At 63.6% G+C, this 12,858-nt stretch carries 11 protein-coding genes; 6 read left to right on the top strand and 5 right to left on the bottom strand.

Annotated features, from left to right (window positions below; translation table 11 throughout):
- Nucleotides 1-7: 7 nt before the first annotated feature.
- Together B5525_RS21205 and B5525_RS21200 are read right to left on the bottom strand one after the other, a co-directional pair.
- Entirely contained in the window at nt 8-1,942 is a 1,935-nt protein-coding gene (locus tag B5525_RS21205; protein WP_079567736.1) for an alkyl/aryl-sulfatase, read from the bottom strand.
- Nucleotides 1,943-2,168: 226 nt separating this feature from the next.
- Nucleotides 2,169-3,173 (bottom strand): ABC transporter substrate-binding protein, encoded by a 1,005-nt coding sequence (locus B5525_RS21200; RefSeq protein WP_079567735.1) that lies wholly within the window; start codon nt 3,171-3,173, stop codon nt 2,169-2,171.
- Between the two features lie 122 nt (nt 3,174-3,295).
- On the opposite strand from B5525_RS21200, the gene B5525_RS21195 reads away from it, so the two are divergent.
- The 6 genes from B5525_RS21195 to B5525_RS21170 all read left to right on the top strand — a co-directional run bounded on the left by B5525_RS21195 (nt 3,296) and on the right by B5525_RS21170 (nt 8,635).
- Nucleotides 3,296-3,943, top strand: coding sequence for a TetR/AcrR family transcriptional regulator (locus B5525_RS21195; protein WP_079567734.1), 648 nt, complete (start codon nt 3,296-3,298; stop codon nt 3,941-3,943).
- Between the two features lie 226 nt (nt 3,944-4,169).
- Nucleotides 4,170-4,925, top strand: a complete 756-nt coding sequence (locus B5525_RS21190) for an ABC transporter permease (protein ID WP_079567733.1) — start codon at nt 4,170-4,172, stop codon at nt 4,923-4,925.
- Nucleotides 4,926-4,937: 12 nt separating this feature from the next.
- A complete protein-coding gene (locus B5525_RS21185; protein ID WP_079567732.1) occupies nt 4,938-5,975 on the top strand; it encodes an NAD-dependent epimerase/dehydratase family protein in 1,038 nt (345 codons plus the stop codon).
- A complete protein-coding gene (locus B5525_RS21180; RefSeq protein WP_079567731.1) occupies nt 5,962-6,789 on the top strand; it encodes a GNAT family N-acetyltransferase in 828 nt (275 codons plus the stop codon). Before B5525_RS21185 ends, B5525_RS21180 begins: the two co-directional genes overlap by 14 nt.
- A gap of 11 nt (nt 6,790-6,800) precedes the next feature.
- Entirely contained in the window at nt 6,801-7,856 is a 1,056-nt protein-coding gene (locus B5525_RS21175) for a dihydrodipicolinate synthase family protein (RefSeq protein WP_079573629.1), read from the top strand.
- Nucleotides 7,844-8,635 (top strand): ABC transporter ATP-binding protein, encoded by a 792-nt coding sequence (locus tag B5525_RS21170; RefSeq protein ID WP_079567730.1) that lies wholly within the window; start codon nt 7,844-7,846, stop codon nt 8,633-8,635. The genes B5525_RS21175 and B5525_RS21170 overlap by 13 nt, the downstream gene beginning before the upstream one ends.
- A 34-nt stretch (nt 8,636-8,669) precedes the next feature.
- Here the strand turns inward: B5525_RS21170 and B5525_RS21165 are convergent, their stop codons facing one another.
- The 3 genes from B5525_RS21165 to B5525_RS21155 all read right to left on the bottom strand — a co-directional run bounded on the left by B5525_RS21165 (nt 8,670) and on the right by B5525_RS21155 (nt 12,824).
- A complete protein-coding gene (locus B5525_RS21165; protein WP_079573627.1) occupies nt 8,670-9,863 on the bottom strand; it encodes a DUF1501 domain-containing protein in 1,194 nt (397 codons plus the stop codon).
- Nucleotides 9,864-9,885: 22 nt separating this feature from the next.
- A complete protein-coding gene (locus tag B5525_RS21160; RefSeq protein ID WP_425305282.1) occupies nt 9,886-11,460 on the bottom strand; it encodes a DUF1800 domain-containing protein in 1,575 nt (524 codons plus the stop codon).
- A gap of 200 nt (nt 11,461-11,660) precedes the next feature.
- Nucleotides 11,661-12,824, bottom strand: coding sequence for a GGDEF domain-containing protein (locus tag B5525_RS21155; RefSeq protein ID WP_244567983.1), 1,164 nt, complete (start codon nt 12,822-12,824; stop codon nt 11,661-11,663).
- Nucleotides 12,825-12,858: the final 34 nt, after the last annotated feature.

Here is a 12,858-nt window from a genome sequence, read left to right as displayed (position 1 = left end):
GATCCCCTCAGATCACCGCCGTGCGCTTCGGCTCGACGATCTCGAACATGCGCGGGAATTCGTCCATCAGGGCCATCAGTTCCGCCAGCCGCATCGCGTTGCCGGTGAAGGTGATCTTGCCGGCGGCGACGGCTTCAGGAAACGACGTCTGTTTGGCAATGACCTCATCGAGCGTCGCGCGCGCCAGCGTAAAGCTGGCGTCGGCAGTCGCGGCCTGGGCGCCCTCGAGATAGGTCAGTGCGCAGTTTTCGAGTGTCAGCATAAACGTCTCGCCGGTGTCGCTGAAACTCCAGTTTAGCACGATGTGCTTGCCCTCGGCCTTCGGGCCGTTGAGGCGGACGCCGAGCACGTCCCAGAGCTGCCCGGTGCGCAGCGCGGCGAGCGTCTCGCGCGGCATCGGCGGGCGCGGCGGCGCGTTCGGCATGCCCTGGCGCAATTCCTGCGCACCGAACAGATAAGCGTTGCGCCAGGTCGCGCTCTCGGCGGCATAGCCGAGCTGCTCGAAGGTGTCGGCGAGCAGCGCGCGGGCAGCCGCATTGTCGGGATCGGCGAACACCAGATGGCTGACCGCCTGCGCCACGAAGCGGAATTCGCCCTTGGCAAAATCCGCGAGCGCGCGATCGAGGATCATCGCCGCGCCGCCCATGTATTCGACATATTTTTTGCCGGCTTCGACCGGCGGCAAGGGATCGAGATGCACGGGATTGGCGTCGTACCAGCCGAGATATTTCTGGTAGATCGCCTTCACATTGTGCCGGATGTGGCCGTAATAGCCGTGCGTGTGCCAGGCGCCTTCGAGACTCGCCGGCAGTTTTATCGTTTCGGCGATCTCGGTCGCCGTCAGGCCGTGGTTCATCAGGCGGATGGTCTGGTCGTGCGCAAACTTATAAAGATCGCGCTGCTGGCGGATCATGGTGTCGATGCGCGCCTGGCCCCACACCGGCCAATGATGCTGGCCGCACATCGCCTCGGCCTTGCCGCCCCACATCGAAAGGGCTTCGCCGAGATATTTCGACCAGGCCAGCGCGTCGCGCACATCGGCGCCGCGGAACGGCAGCAGATTATGGAAATTATGCGTGGAGTTTTCGGCGAGGTTCACGAGCTTGTAGCGCGACACATAAAAGTGCATCTCCGCCGGCGCCTCGGAGTTCGGCGCCATTTGGAATTCGAATTCGAGCCCGTCGATGATGCGCCTGTCGCCGGTCTCCATGATGAGGTCGGAAGGGCGCAACAGCGCCACCGAGCCCGCGGCCATCGACTTGCCGAGGCCGCAATCGACCTGCCCGCGCGGCCCTTTTGCCAGGAACGGCCCGAACTGGTATTGCGCGCGTCGCAGCATCGCGGGCCCGGCGATGATGTTTTCGGACACCGCGTGCTCCATGAACAGATTGGGCGCGATGATCGGCACGCGGCCGCTCGCCAGCGCGTCCTCTTCCAGCACGCCGCGCGCGCCGCCCCAATGATCGGTATGGGTGTGGGTGAAAATCACCGCCGCGACGGGACGCAAGCCGCGGTGCTTGAAGTAAAGCTCCATCGCGGCGCGCGCGCCTTCGATCGAGGTCAGTGTGTCCACCACGATCACGCCGGTGTCGCCCTCGATCAGCGTCATGTTGGCAATGTCGAGTCCGCGGATCTGGTAGACGCCGGGCACCACTTCGAACAGTCCGTGCTGCATGTTCAGCCGTGACTGCCGCCAGAGGCTCGGGTTGACGGTTAAGGGCGCCTTCTCGTCCGACAGGAAACCGTAGGGCTCGAGACTCCAGACCACGCGCCCTTGCGCAGTCTCGATCCGCGCATGGTCCAGCGTGCCCATGAAACCGCGCGCGGCGTCATCGAAATCGGCGGTGTCGGAGAACGGGAGCGCGTTTAGCATCGCCGCTTGCTGCGCAATGACGGAGGCGGAGGCATCCTTGGGGGTTTCGGCGGCAGCTGCTGCGGTCATAGTGCGGTCCTCCCTGGAGGTATGTTTTATTTTTAGGACGCGGAGCGTTGACACCTTCTCCCTCTCCCCGCGCGCGGCGAGAGGTATAACACTTCGCGCGGGCCGGGTACGATTTTCAGCCATCTTGGTACGCACACGCCAGATGCGCCGCGAGGCAGGATGAGTCGGCGATCGTGCGCTACGGCGCTACCTCCATACGGCGAGCGGGCGAGAAAACAACGAAAGCTCACTTCTTCACCTTGCTGGCGTCCATCTTGACCGACGGGTCCAGCAGTTTCGTCGTAAACGCGTCCTCGACGTTGAACGGCTTCTCCATGCCGAGATAGGTCTGCACCAGCTCGTAGTCCTTCTTCATCCGTTCGCCGTCGATCCAGCCCAGCGCCTTGGTGGTGGTGAAATCGTCGGTCATCAGGAACTTTATTCGCTCCCACTGGCGCTGCTGGTTTTCCTGGTCGAGACCCGACACCTGGTCGAGCAGTGCCTTCAGGCAGGGCGTGACATCGGCGACGCAGGCTGAAAACGCCTTCTGGCTGATCCTGACGAAATCCTCGACCAGTTTCGGATGTTTCTGCAGGTAAGCGCCGTTGACGATCAGCGAATTGCCGTAGGGATTGAGCCCGATGTCCTTCCAGTTGACATAGCCGAGATCGGCGCCGAACTCGATCACCTTCAGGTCGTGCTCGTTGTAGAAATCGCTGATGATATCGACGGTGTGGCTCTTCAGCGCCGCGATCTTGGCGGTCGGCCCGACATTGACGAAATTCACCGAGTCCGGCGCGATCCCCGCCGCTTTCGCAAAGGCCGGCCACATCACGCGCGACGCGTCGCCCGGCGGATTGCCTATTTTGTGGGTCGGAAAATCCTTCACCCCGTTCACGCCATAACTCTTCAGCCAGTAGAAGGTCTGCCCGGTGTTGGCGTAGATGCTCATCAGCGCCACGTCGTCGGCGCCTTTGCTGCGCGCCACCAGCATGGTGGCGAGATCGGCAATTCCAAACGGAGAGCCGCCGGAGCCGACCTTCAGTGCCGAGACGCCGGAGCCCTTGCCGGTCTCGATGGTGAGATCGATGCCGGCCTTCTCGTACCAGCCCTGCGCCCTGGCGTAATAGAACGGCGAGTGATCTGCGGTCGGCGTCCAGTTCAGGATCAGGTTGACAGATTCGCCGGCAGCCGCTGGAGCGGCGTGCGCCAGCAGCGCGAGCGCCAGTCCTGCCATCCCGAAACGCTTCATGGACCTCTCCTCGCTCTGCGGTGGATCGCCTGCGGCCGAGACCTGACGGCCTTGTCGTCGCAGCCCCGCCGGTTTACCAATGCAACAAGGGACGGATCGAATTGTCAACTGTCTGGTTGGAAATGCCCAAACGACGATCAACCGCCACGAAGCCGCAGCGCCGCAACCCCGTCGCCACCCGCCAGAAACTGCTGACGGCGGCGCGGCGCGAATTCGCCAGAAGCGGCCTGGCCGGCGCGCGGGTGGACGAGATCGCAGCACGCGCCGGCGTCAACAAGCAGCTGGTCTATCACTATTTCGGCGACAAGGACGCGCTGTATCTGGCGGTACTCGAATGGGTCTACGAGGAAATCCGCGCCCAGGAGCGCACGCTCAACCTCGAGGGGGTGCCGCCCGAACGCGCCATTCGCAAGCTGATCGAGAGTTCGTTCGATCACCTCGCGCTGCATCCGGATTTCATCGTGCTGCTCAACGATGAAAACCGCAACGGCGCCCGGCACGTCCGCGCCTCGCCGCGGATCGAAGACATGCATTCGCCACTGGTCAGCATGGTCTCGAAGATCCTCAAGCAGGGCGTGCGGGACGGAACTTTTCGCAAGGGGGTAGACCCCGTGCATCTCTACATCTCGATCGCGGGCTTGAGCTATTTCTTCTTCTCCAACACGCCGACGCTGTCGGCGATCTTCGGCAAGGACCTGTCCAGCCCCGCCGCCCGCCGCGCCCGCCGCAAGCATGTGGTTGATCTGGTGATGCAGGCGTTGAGGCCGTGACGGATTGGCCGCCAGTTTACTCCCGTCATTGCGAGGAGCGTAGCGACGAAGCAATCCATCGAGCGGCCGCACTGAGATATGGATTGCTTCGCTTCGCTCGCAATGACGGCAAAGGTACCGTGGTCTTAATCAACCATATAGTTGAAAGACGTCACGTAAAGGGATAGGCTGAGCCGCCCTTACCCCGGCGGGGCGCGACAGGAGTATTTTGGTGTTCCCAGACGGCATGCGACCGGCCCGGACGTTCGCGATCATCCTGATCGTGCATCTCGCCGTGATCGTGCTGTGGCAGCTGCTGGTCGACGCCTTCCACGTGCCGAAATTCATCCTGCCCTCACCGCTGGCGACGGTCGCGACGCTGGGGTCGACGAAATATGCCTGGCTCTCCAACCTCGCCGTGACGGCGGTCGAAATCCTCGGCGGCTTTGCGCTGGGCGCTCTGGTCGGCGTGGCGCTGGCGGTCGTGTTCTGCTGGTCGCCGCTGGTGAGCCTGTTGCTGCTGCCGCTGTTCGTGACGCTGAACATGATCCCGAAAGTGGCACTGGGTCCGCTGTTCATCGTCTGGTTCAGCTATGGCATCTTTCCGAACATCCTGATCGCATTCAGCATCTGCTTCTTCCCGATCCTTTTGACCACCGCGCGGGGCTTGAGCGAAGTCGAGCCGGACCTGCTCGACCTCGTCAAATCGCTGCGCGGCTCGCGCTGGACGCTGTTCCGCAAGATCCAGCTGCCGGGCGCGCTGCCTTATGTGTTCTCCGGCATGAAGGTCGGCGCTATTCTCGCGGTCGCCGGCGCCATCGTTGGCGAGTTCATCGCAAGCGAACGCGGGCTCGGCTATCTCATGATCCAGGTGCAGTCCTCGCTCGATACGCCGGCGATGGTGATGGCGGTGGTGCTGCTGACATTGCTCGGGGTCGCGCTCTACGGCCTGGTGCTCGGCCTCGAACGGCTGTTCGTGGTCCGGGACGTGCGGCTGCGATAAGAAGGAAGAGACATGCTGCTGACGCGCGACACGCTGCCGGAAACCATTCCCGATATCGCCACCCTCGACGATCTCCTGTGCCGGCCGAGCCAGGCGCTGATCGACGACCTCTCAAAGATCGACGGCGACCTCATGATCCTCGGCGTGGCCGGCAAGATGGGACCGACGCTGGCGGGCCTTGCAAAAGGCGCCCTGCCCGGCCGCCGCGTTATCGGCGTGGCGCGCTTCAGCGAAGCCGGCGCCAAAGCGTGGCTGGAGGCCCGCGGCGTCGAAACCATCGCGTGCGACCTGCTCGACGAGACCGCCATCAAGGCGCTGCCGAATGTCAGAAACATCGTGTTCATGGCCGGGCGCAAATTCGGCGCGGAAGGCGATTTGTCGCTGACCTGGGCGATGAACGCGCATGTGCCCGCGCTGGTCGCGCAGGCTTTTTGTCATTCGCGCATCGTGGCGTTCTCGACCGGCTGCGTCTACCCGTTCGTACCGGTCGACGGCAAGGGTTCGAACGAGAGCATGGCGCCCAATCCGCCCGGCGAATATGCGCAATCCTGCGTTGGTCGCGAGCGCATGTTCGAATATTTCTCGCGGAAGTTCTCGACCCCGGGCCGGCTGTTCCGGCTGAATTACGCCATCGACATGCGTTACGGCGTGCTGCACGACATCGCAAGCAAGATCCTCAACCGCAAGCCGATCGATGTCAGCCTCGGCCATGTCAATTTCATCTGGCAGGGCGATGCGTCCTCACAGGCACTGCGCTGCCTCGCGCATTGCGACACGCCGACCTCGCTGATCAATGTCAGCGGCCACGAAATCCTCGCCGTGCGTGATCTCGCCGCCAAGCTCGGCGTGCGGCTCGGCCGCGAGCCCATCATCGTCGGCAAGGAGGAGCCGACGGCGTGGCTCACCGACACCTCTCAGGCAGTGAAATTGTTCGGCCCGCCGATCGTCGACACCGAACAGCTAATAAAATGGACCGCGGACTGGGTCGCGCGCGCAATGCCGAGTTTTGGAAAACCCACCAAATACGAGGTGCGCGATGGCCGATACTGATCGGGCGGCCGTCGTCCGGCTCGGGCCGGGCGACGCGCCCGCCGGACTTCTGCTTTCAACGGAAGCGCACTGGGATCAGAACGAGGCCGACTGGCGTTTTTTCCTTGACCAGGGAACTGTGTTCGGCGTTCGCGACAATGACGGTCGTCTCGTCGCCAGCGCGGCGCTGCTGCCCTACTCGTCCGGCAACGGCTGGATCAGCATGGTGCTGGTGACCGAGAGCTGGCGCCGCCGCGGCCTCGCCACCAGACTGGTCGACGCCTGCCTCGCTGCCGCGGCCGAACGAGGGTTGACGACGTGGCTCGACGCGACGCCGGCGGGCGCCATGGTCTATGGTCCCCTCGGATTCAGGCCGACGCTGCAGCTGCGACGGTTGCGGTTCGAGCAGGCGGGGTCGACCAAAGCCGAAGCATCGCTGTCGGCGATCGGTATCGAGAAATTAACCGCGCTCGACCGCGGCGCGATGGGATTCGACCGCGTTGCTCTGCTGACCGAGCTCAGCGGACGTCCCGGCTCCCGGCTGCTGTCAAACGGCGACGCGTTCGCGCTCGTCCGTGATGGCCGGAAGGCGCGGCACATCGGCCCGTTGCTCGCGAACGGCCCGGAACAGGCGCTGGCCTTGGTCAATGAGATCGTGTCCTCCGAAAGCGGGCCGCTGCTGATCGACGCTGTCTACGAACAGCAGCCATTCCTGAACGGCCTGACCGATTCCGGGTGGAACATCGAGCGGCCGTTTCAGCGCATGCGCTTCAGCGCTGTCGCCGCGCTGCGCACCGAATTGCCGTTCGCCGTCGCCGGCCCGGAATATGGATAGGGATGTCAGCCATGCACCATAGCCAAATCGAATCCGAGGTGCGGCGCCTGATCGCCGACGGCACGGTGATCCCCGCGCATCCGCTGGCGCTGAACGCCGATCGCAACCTCGATCGTATGCATCAGCGCGCGCTCACCCGCTATTATATCGACGCCGGCGCCGGCGGGCTGGCGGTCGGCGTCCATACCACGCAGTTCGCGATCCGCGACGTCGGCCTTTATCGCCCAGTGCTGGAGCTCGCCGCCGAGACGGCGGTGGGCTGGACCAAGCGGCCGCTGGCGCTGGTCGCGGGGCTTGCGGGCCCGACCAAACAGGCCGTCGCCGAGGCGGAAGTCGCGCGCGGCATCGGCTATCACGCGGGGCTGCTTAGTTTGGCCGCGATGAAATCCGCCAGCGAACACGAAATCATCGCCCATTGCGAGGCGGTGGCGCGCGAGATTCCGCTGGTCGGGTTCTATCTGCAGCCGGCCGTCGGCGGCGTCGTCCTCAGCGCGGATTTCTGGCGGCGCTTTGCCGGAATCGACAACGTCATCGCCATCAAGGTCGCGCCGTTCAACCGTTATCGCACGCTCGACGTGCTGCGCGGCGTCGCCGCCGCAGGCGCGCTCGACCGCATCGCGCTCTATACCGGCAATGACGACCACATCCTGCTCGACCTCTCGCTGCCGTTCGACCTGCGCGACAAGGGCGTCACCACGCGCGCTTATTTCCGGGGCGGCCTGCTCGGCCACTGGTCGGTATGGACCGCGAGTGCGATCAAACAGTTCGAGATGTGCAAGGCCGCGCGCGGCAAGGCGGCGGTGCCGGCCGATCTCCTGGCGCTCGATGCCCGCGTCACCGACTGCAACAGTGCGTTCTTCGACGTCGCCAACAACTTCCACGGCTGCATCGCCGGCTGCCACGAGATCCTGCGGCGCCAGGGCCTGATGCAGGGACTCTGGTGCCTCGATCCCGCTGAGGGCCTCAGCCCCGGCCAGATCGAGGAGATCGATCGCGTCTGCAACGAGCATGCCGATCTTTCCGACGACGATTTTGTCGGGGCCAATCTGGAAAGATGGCTCGCATGAGCGAGCCGCGGGAGCTGTTCATCCGCCTGCGCAATGTGCGCAAGGTCTATCGCGCGCGCGGCCAGGAATTTCTGGCCGTCTCCGACGTCACCATGGACGTCAGCGAGGGCGAGCTGATCTCGCTGGTCGGCCCGTCCGGCTGCGGCAAGACCACGGTGCTGAAGATTCTGGCCGGGCTCCACGACGCCGACGGCGGCACCATCCAGATCGGCAATTCTCGCAACTCCTTCGATCCCGCGCGCGACATCGGGATGGTGTTCCAGCAGGCGCTGCTGTTGAAATGGCGGACCATCCTCGACAATGTGCTGCTGCCCGCCGAGATCGTCGGCCTGCCGATGAAGGCCGCGCGATCCCGCGCGCGCGACCTGCTCAATCTGGTCGGGCTTTCCGGCTACGAGGAAAAATATCCGCAGCAATTGTCCGGCGGCATGCAGCAGCGCACCGCGATCGCGCGCGCCTTCGTCCACGACCCCAAACTGATCCTGATGGACGAGCCGTTCGGCGCGCTCGACGCGCTGACGCGCGAGCAGATGAACCTGGAGATGCTGCGGATCTGGCGCGAGAGCGGCAAGACCATCATCTTCGTCACCCACAGCATCCAGGAAGCCGTCTTCCTCGCCTCGCATTGCGCCGTACTCACCGCTGGGCCAGCGCGCATGGCCGAATATTTCCCGATCGACCTGCCGTTCCCGCGCGCGCTGCCGATCAAGACCACCGATGCGTTCGGCGCCTATGCACGGCGGATTTATGCGAGTTTGGGGCTTGGCCCCGGCGCGTAGCGAGCGCATCCCCTCATCGGGACTACCGGCCTGGCTAGACCAGTCCCAATTCCGCCGGCTGGACGCCGGCGAAGATGCGATGAACGCTGGCGTTGTCCAGCCCGAACATGCGCTCGAACAGGCCTGCGAACATCGCCCGGTAGTCGGTCAGGACGGGATAGTCGCGATTCTCAAAAAGCGCCGGCTGCTCGACCTTGACTTGTTCGCCGAGCATGCGGCCGCCATTGATGCCGCCGCCCATCACCCAATAGACACTGCCGTGGCCGTGATCGGTGCCGCGATTGCCGTTCTCGCGGAAGGTGCGTCCGAACTCGGAAATCACCACGACCACCGTATCCCTCCATCCCGCCGGGCCGATCTCCTCGGAAAATCCCGCGAGCGCGCGCCCGAGCTCGCCGAGGCGGTCGGCCAGATAACCGGTGGCCGCTCCCTGATTGACGTGGGTGTCCCACCCGCCGACATCGACAAAGCCGAGATTGAACTGCTCGCGCATCAGCCGGCCGATACGCCGCGCCGACAGTTCGAAGCCGCGCGGAGAAACCGCGCCACGATTGGCCGCCGTCATTTCCTCCGATACCGATTTGTAGACGTCATCGCGAATCCTGAAGCCTTCCGACACCGAGGACGCCAGGTCGCTCTGCTCGTACATGTTCTTGATGAGCCTGGCCTGCCGGTCGTCGACGCCGGGTTTGCCGACGCTGTTGATCCCGATATTCGGAATCTGGGACTTGCCGCGGAAGATCAGCGGAAGCTGGTCGGTAAAGGAGATCGGCTTGGCGCGCGCAAGCTCCGCGGCGAGCCGGCTCATGAAGCCCGAACGATAGTCGCGGGAGCCGCCGACGGACTGGCCGAGCTCGATCGTGTCCTGGGTTTCGAAGTGGCTGCGCGTCAGATCGTCGGAGGTGCCGGCAAAGGGAATGAAGGCGATTTCTCGCTTCGCCCAGAGCGGATAGAGGCTGTCCCGCAGCGCCGGGTGCAACCCCCAGTCCGCGGTAAGCGACAGCGCCGCATTGGGATTGCCGCCGTCGGGCCTGGCAATGCCGAGCGTGGGCCGCGAATTATGGTAGAAGTCGCTCGACACCGGCACGACCACATTGGCGGCATCGTAGGCGCCGCGCAGAAACACCACCAGGAGCCGCGCATCGGTGGCAGGTGCGGCCCAGACCCGGCCGGCGACCGTCAGCGGGGCTGCCGCGGCAAATGCCTTGATCAGATCACGGCGATTCATCATGGGGATTCCTCCACTGCGGTCACCGCATGAACTCGGGCGATGACAGAAAGAGCGTGTTCCAATCCTGCGGCGAGATCGCCTGATCGAGCGCCGCAAGCGTGCCCGGCCCCAGGGTCTGCCGCAGCCCGTTGAAGTAGAGCGCGTTCTCGATCAACGGGAATGCGGGTTGATCCGCCGCATTCGGGACGTCGGGCTTGAACAGGCCGGAAGAGCCCGACCCGATTTGCCGCGCGATTTCAAAGCGCAGCATCATTTGCCCCGGCCCGTTCCAGGACGCCGAGGTCATCGCATAGCCGTCGGGCGTATCGTGATTGAACAATCCTTCGCTGAGCCGATTGAGCCAGGACTGGACCGGCAAGGTATTCAGGATCACCTTGTCGTCATACGCCAGCCGCACGGCCGAGAAGATGTATTGCACCGGATCCTTGAACTTGGCGCCCGGCTTCAGCGATGCGGTAAACTCCGGTGCATGCACCATCGCCGTAAGCACCGCGGCGATATCGCCGTCGGTCACCTGGAACACCTGCGCCATCTTCTGCACCAGGGATTCCGGCGGATTGTCCGATACAAAATAGGTGGCGATCTGCCGTGAAAGATGCCGCGCGGTCGCTGGATGGCGGCACAGGATGTCGAGCGCCTCGTCGACTTCGGCGAGACCGCGTCCCTTGATCGAATGGCCGAGAAACATCTTGTCGCTGTAATCATGCCGCGCCGGATTGAACTCGAAGGCGCCGTCGCGAAATAATTGAGACTGCAGTTCCGGTTTGAGTTTTGGATCCTCCGGCTTCAGGTCGATGCCAACCCCCGTCAGGATACGGGCAAGGGCCTCCACATCCGATTGCGCGTAGCCGGAGCCGACGCCCATGGTGTGCAGTTCCATGATCTCGCGGGCGTAGTTTTCGTTCAGATGCCCCGCGGCGTTGTCGGCATTGTCGAGATAACGCAGCATCGCCGGATGATGCAGGGTGGCGGCGAGAAGATCGCGGAACTTGCCCAGGGCATGGGGCCGGATCGTACGATCCTCATAGTCGCCAACCAGGATGCGAATGTTCGCCTTGTATTGATGTACGTTGAAATGGTTGAACCAGAACCAGGTCATGCGCTCGCGCAGCTGATCGGGCGCATAGAGCGCGCGCAGGATGGTGCGCGCCGCCGCCTGTTTCGCCCGGTCGTTCATGGCCTGCTGATAGACCTGCTGCGCGGCCTTCTTCTGCTCGGGATCGGCGACCTGATTGGCGCTTTTCGCCTGCGCGTCGAAGGCAACCGCGATGTCGAACGGAAGCTTGTGGACGTCAGGCATGGCCTCGATCTGCGCGCGAACCGCCTCGGGCAAGGCCGCGGCCGAAGGCGGATGCAATTGTTCCCCGAGCCAGCGTTCCCAGCCGACCGCCTGCAAATGAGCCGCGCTGGAGGCGTTTATTCCCCATGTCAGCCGGTCGAGCAGGATCATGTCCCGGGAATTTAATTCTGCCGCATGCGATGCGACGGTGAAAATGGCAAAAGCGGGAACCAGTGCCAACAATCCGGCCAGCATCGACCGATGGCTGCGGCCCGTCCAACGGGTTTTTTCCGGGGTGTATGCTCCGCTCATCATCCGACCAGTCCAACCAAGCAGGCTCGATCCGAAGCCGTCGGGAATCTTTCGAACCTGGCCTTAAGTTTAGTTTGCCTCGGAGCGAATGAACCCGTTCTGAACGAAAAGCAAATAAACTGTGACGTATTCATTGTTCCCATCGGACCGCATGGCCGGGGAACCGCACCACTTCACCGTAACGCCGCTCGAGCTGATTGCGTTCAGGCGGCCATTTGGGCCGCCGCCGCCGCGTCGGCCGGCGGAGTTTCTGCCGGGATCTGCGCCGGCACTTCGCGAGCAAGGACATATCCGCCGCGGCTTTTCTTGGCCCGATAGAGCGCTTTGTCCGAACTCGACAGCAGCGCGTCGACGGACTGGCCATCGTCGGGCGATATCGCGACCCCGATGCTGAGGCCGATCACGACATCATGGCCTGCCACCCGATAGGGCGCGCTGACCTGTTCGACTATCGGCTGCGCCATCAATTGCGCATCGCTGCCTGGGGCGGATTTCTGGACCAGGATGAACTCGTCGCCGCCCATTCGAACGATGAGATCGTCCGGACCGGCAATCGACTTCAACCTTGCCGCGACCTGCTTCAGCAGGCCGTCCCCGACGGGATGACCGAACCGGTCGTTGGCAGCCTTGAAATGATCAAGGTCGATGGCATGAATGGCGACCGCCGCGGCTTTGCTGTCGGTCATCATCTGCATCAGGTCGGTATCGAGGATCGAGCGGTTGAAGATGCCGGTCAACGGATCGAGCCGCGCAAGCTGTTCGAACTGCTGCTTGAGGGTCATCTGATTCATCGTGGCGTTGTAGGTGTGACGGACCATTTCGAGGCTGCCGATCACGTAAATGGTCAGCATCAACGCAAGCCCGATATGCGGGGCGTCAGGCTGCATGAAGGTCACGACAATGGCGGGCAGACTGGTCGCAAGCAGATTGACGACCGCAATGACCGGTCGAAGCGACAGCCGCACGATAACCCCGGCGCCGAACCCGAATCCGATGCCGATCGCCATGACCGAACAAATCGCGTCATTGAGCATGAGGCTGCGCGCGGCGAACAGACCGAGGATCAAGGCCGTCATTGCGGTACCAGCCACGTAGGGCAACTCCCAGCGGGCGGCCTCGGACCGATCTAGCGGCGACTTGCCGGCGACCCGGCGGCGGTAGGCAAGGACCTGAAAAGCACGCACGAAGGCGACCGCGACGCCCAAAGCGGTCACAGCCGTGACCATATCCCCGGTTTCCCGGACGGTGATGGTGCCGACGATAAGCTGGCCGATGCCCATGGACACAATGGGGACAAGCGTCCCGTAAAGCGCGGCAATGATCTCCATGTAGACGGCATCGGGGACAGCGCCCGTCCGAGAATGCATTTTGTCCGCCGACGACATGGTCACCCCCAGTGCA

Origin of the sequence: Bradyrhizobium erythrophlei, from assembly GCF_900129505.1 — a bacterium.
GTDB lineage: Bacteria > Pseudomonadota > Alphaproteobacteria > Rhizobiales > Xanthobacteraceae > Bradyrhizobium > Bradyrhizobium erythrophlei_D.
The sequence above is the reverse complement of the archived record's forward strand: the minus strand, read 5'-3'. Positions and strand labels throughout refer to the sequence as shown.

Excerpts from the sequence above, each read along its gene's own strand:
- B5525_RS21170 (WP_079567730.1), top strand. The coding sequence starts at position 7,844 with ATGGCTCGCATGAGCGAGCCGCGGGAGCTGTTCATCCGCCTGCGCAAT.
- B5525_RS21185 (WP_079567732.1), top strand. The coding sequence starts at position 4,938 with ATGCTGCTGACGCGCGACACGCTGCCGGAAACCATTCCCGATATCGCC.
- B5525_RS21205 (WP_079567736.1), bottom strand. The coding sequence starts at position 1,942 with ATGACCGCAGCAGCTGCCGCCGAAACCCCCAAGGATGCCTCCGCCTCC.
- B5525_RS21160 (WP_425305282.1), bottom strand. The coding sequence starts at position 11,460 with ATGATGAGCGGAGCATACACCCCGGAAAAAACCCGTTGGACGGGCCGC.
- B5525_RS21200 (WP_079567735.1), bottom strand. The coding sequence starts at position 3,173 with ATGAAGCGTTTCGGGATGGCAGGACTGGCGCTCGCGCTGCTGGCGCAC.
- B5525_RS21175 (WP_079573629.1), top strand. The coding sequence starts at position 6,801 with ATGCACCATAGCCAAATCGAATCCGAGGTGCGGCGCCTGATCGCCGAC.
- B5525_RS21190 (WP_079567733.1), top strand. The coding sequence starts at position 4,170 with ATGCGACCGGCCCGGACGTTCGCGATCATCCTGATCGTGCATCTCGCC.
- B5525_RS21165 (WP_079573627.1), bottom strand. The coding sequence starts at position 9,863 with ATGAATCGCCGTGATCTGATCAAGGCATTTGCCGCGGCAGCCCCGCTG.
- B5525_RS21155 (WP_244567983.1), bottom strand. The coding sequence starts at position 12,824 with ATGCATTCTCGGACGGGCGCTGTCCCCGATGCCGTCTACATGGAGATC.
- B5525_RS21195 (WP_079567734.1), top strand. The coding sequence starts at position 3,296 with ATGCCCAAACGACGATCAACCGCCACGAAGCCGCAGCGCCGCAACCCC.
- B5525_RS21180 (WP_079567731.1), top strand. The coding sequence starts at position 5,962 with ATGGCCGATACTGATCGGGCGGCCGTCGTCCGGCTCGGGCCGGGCGAC.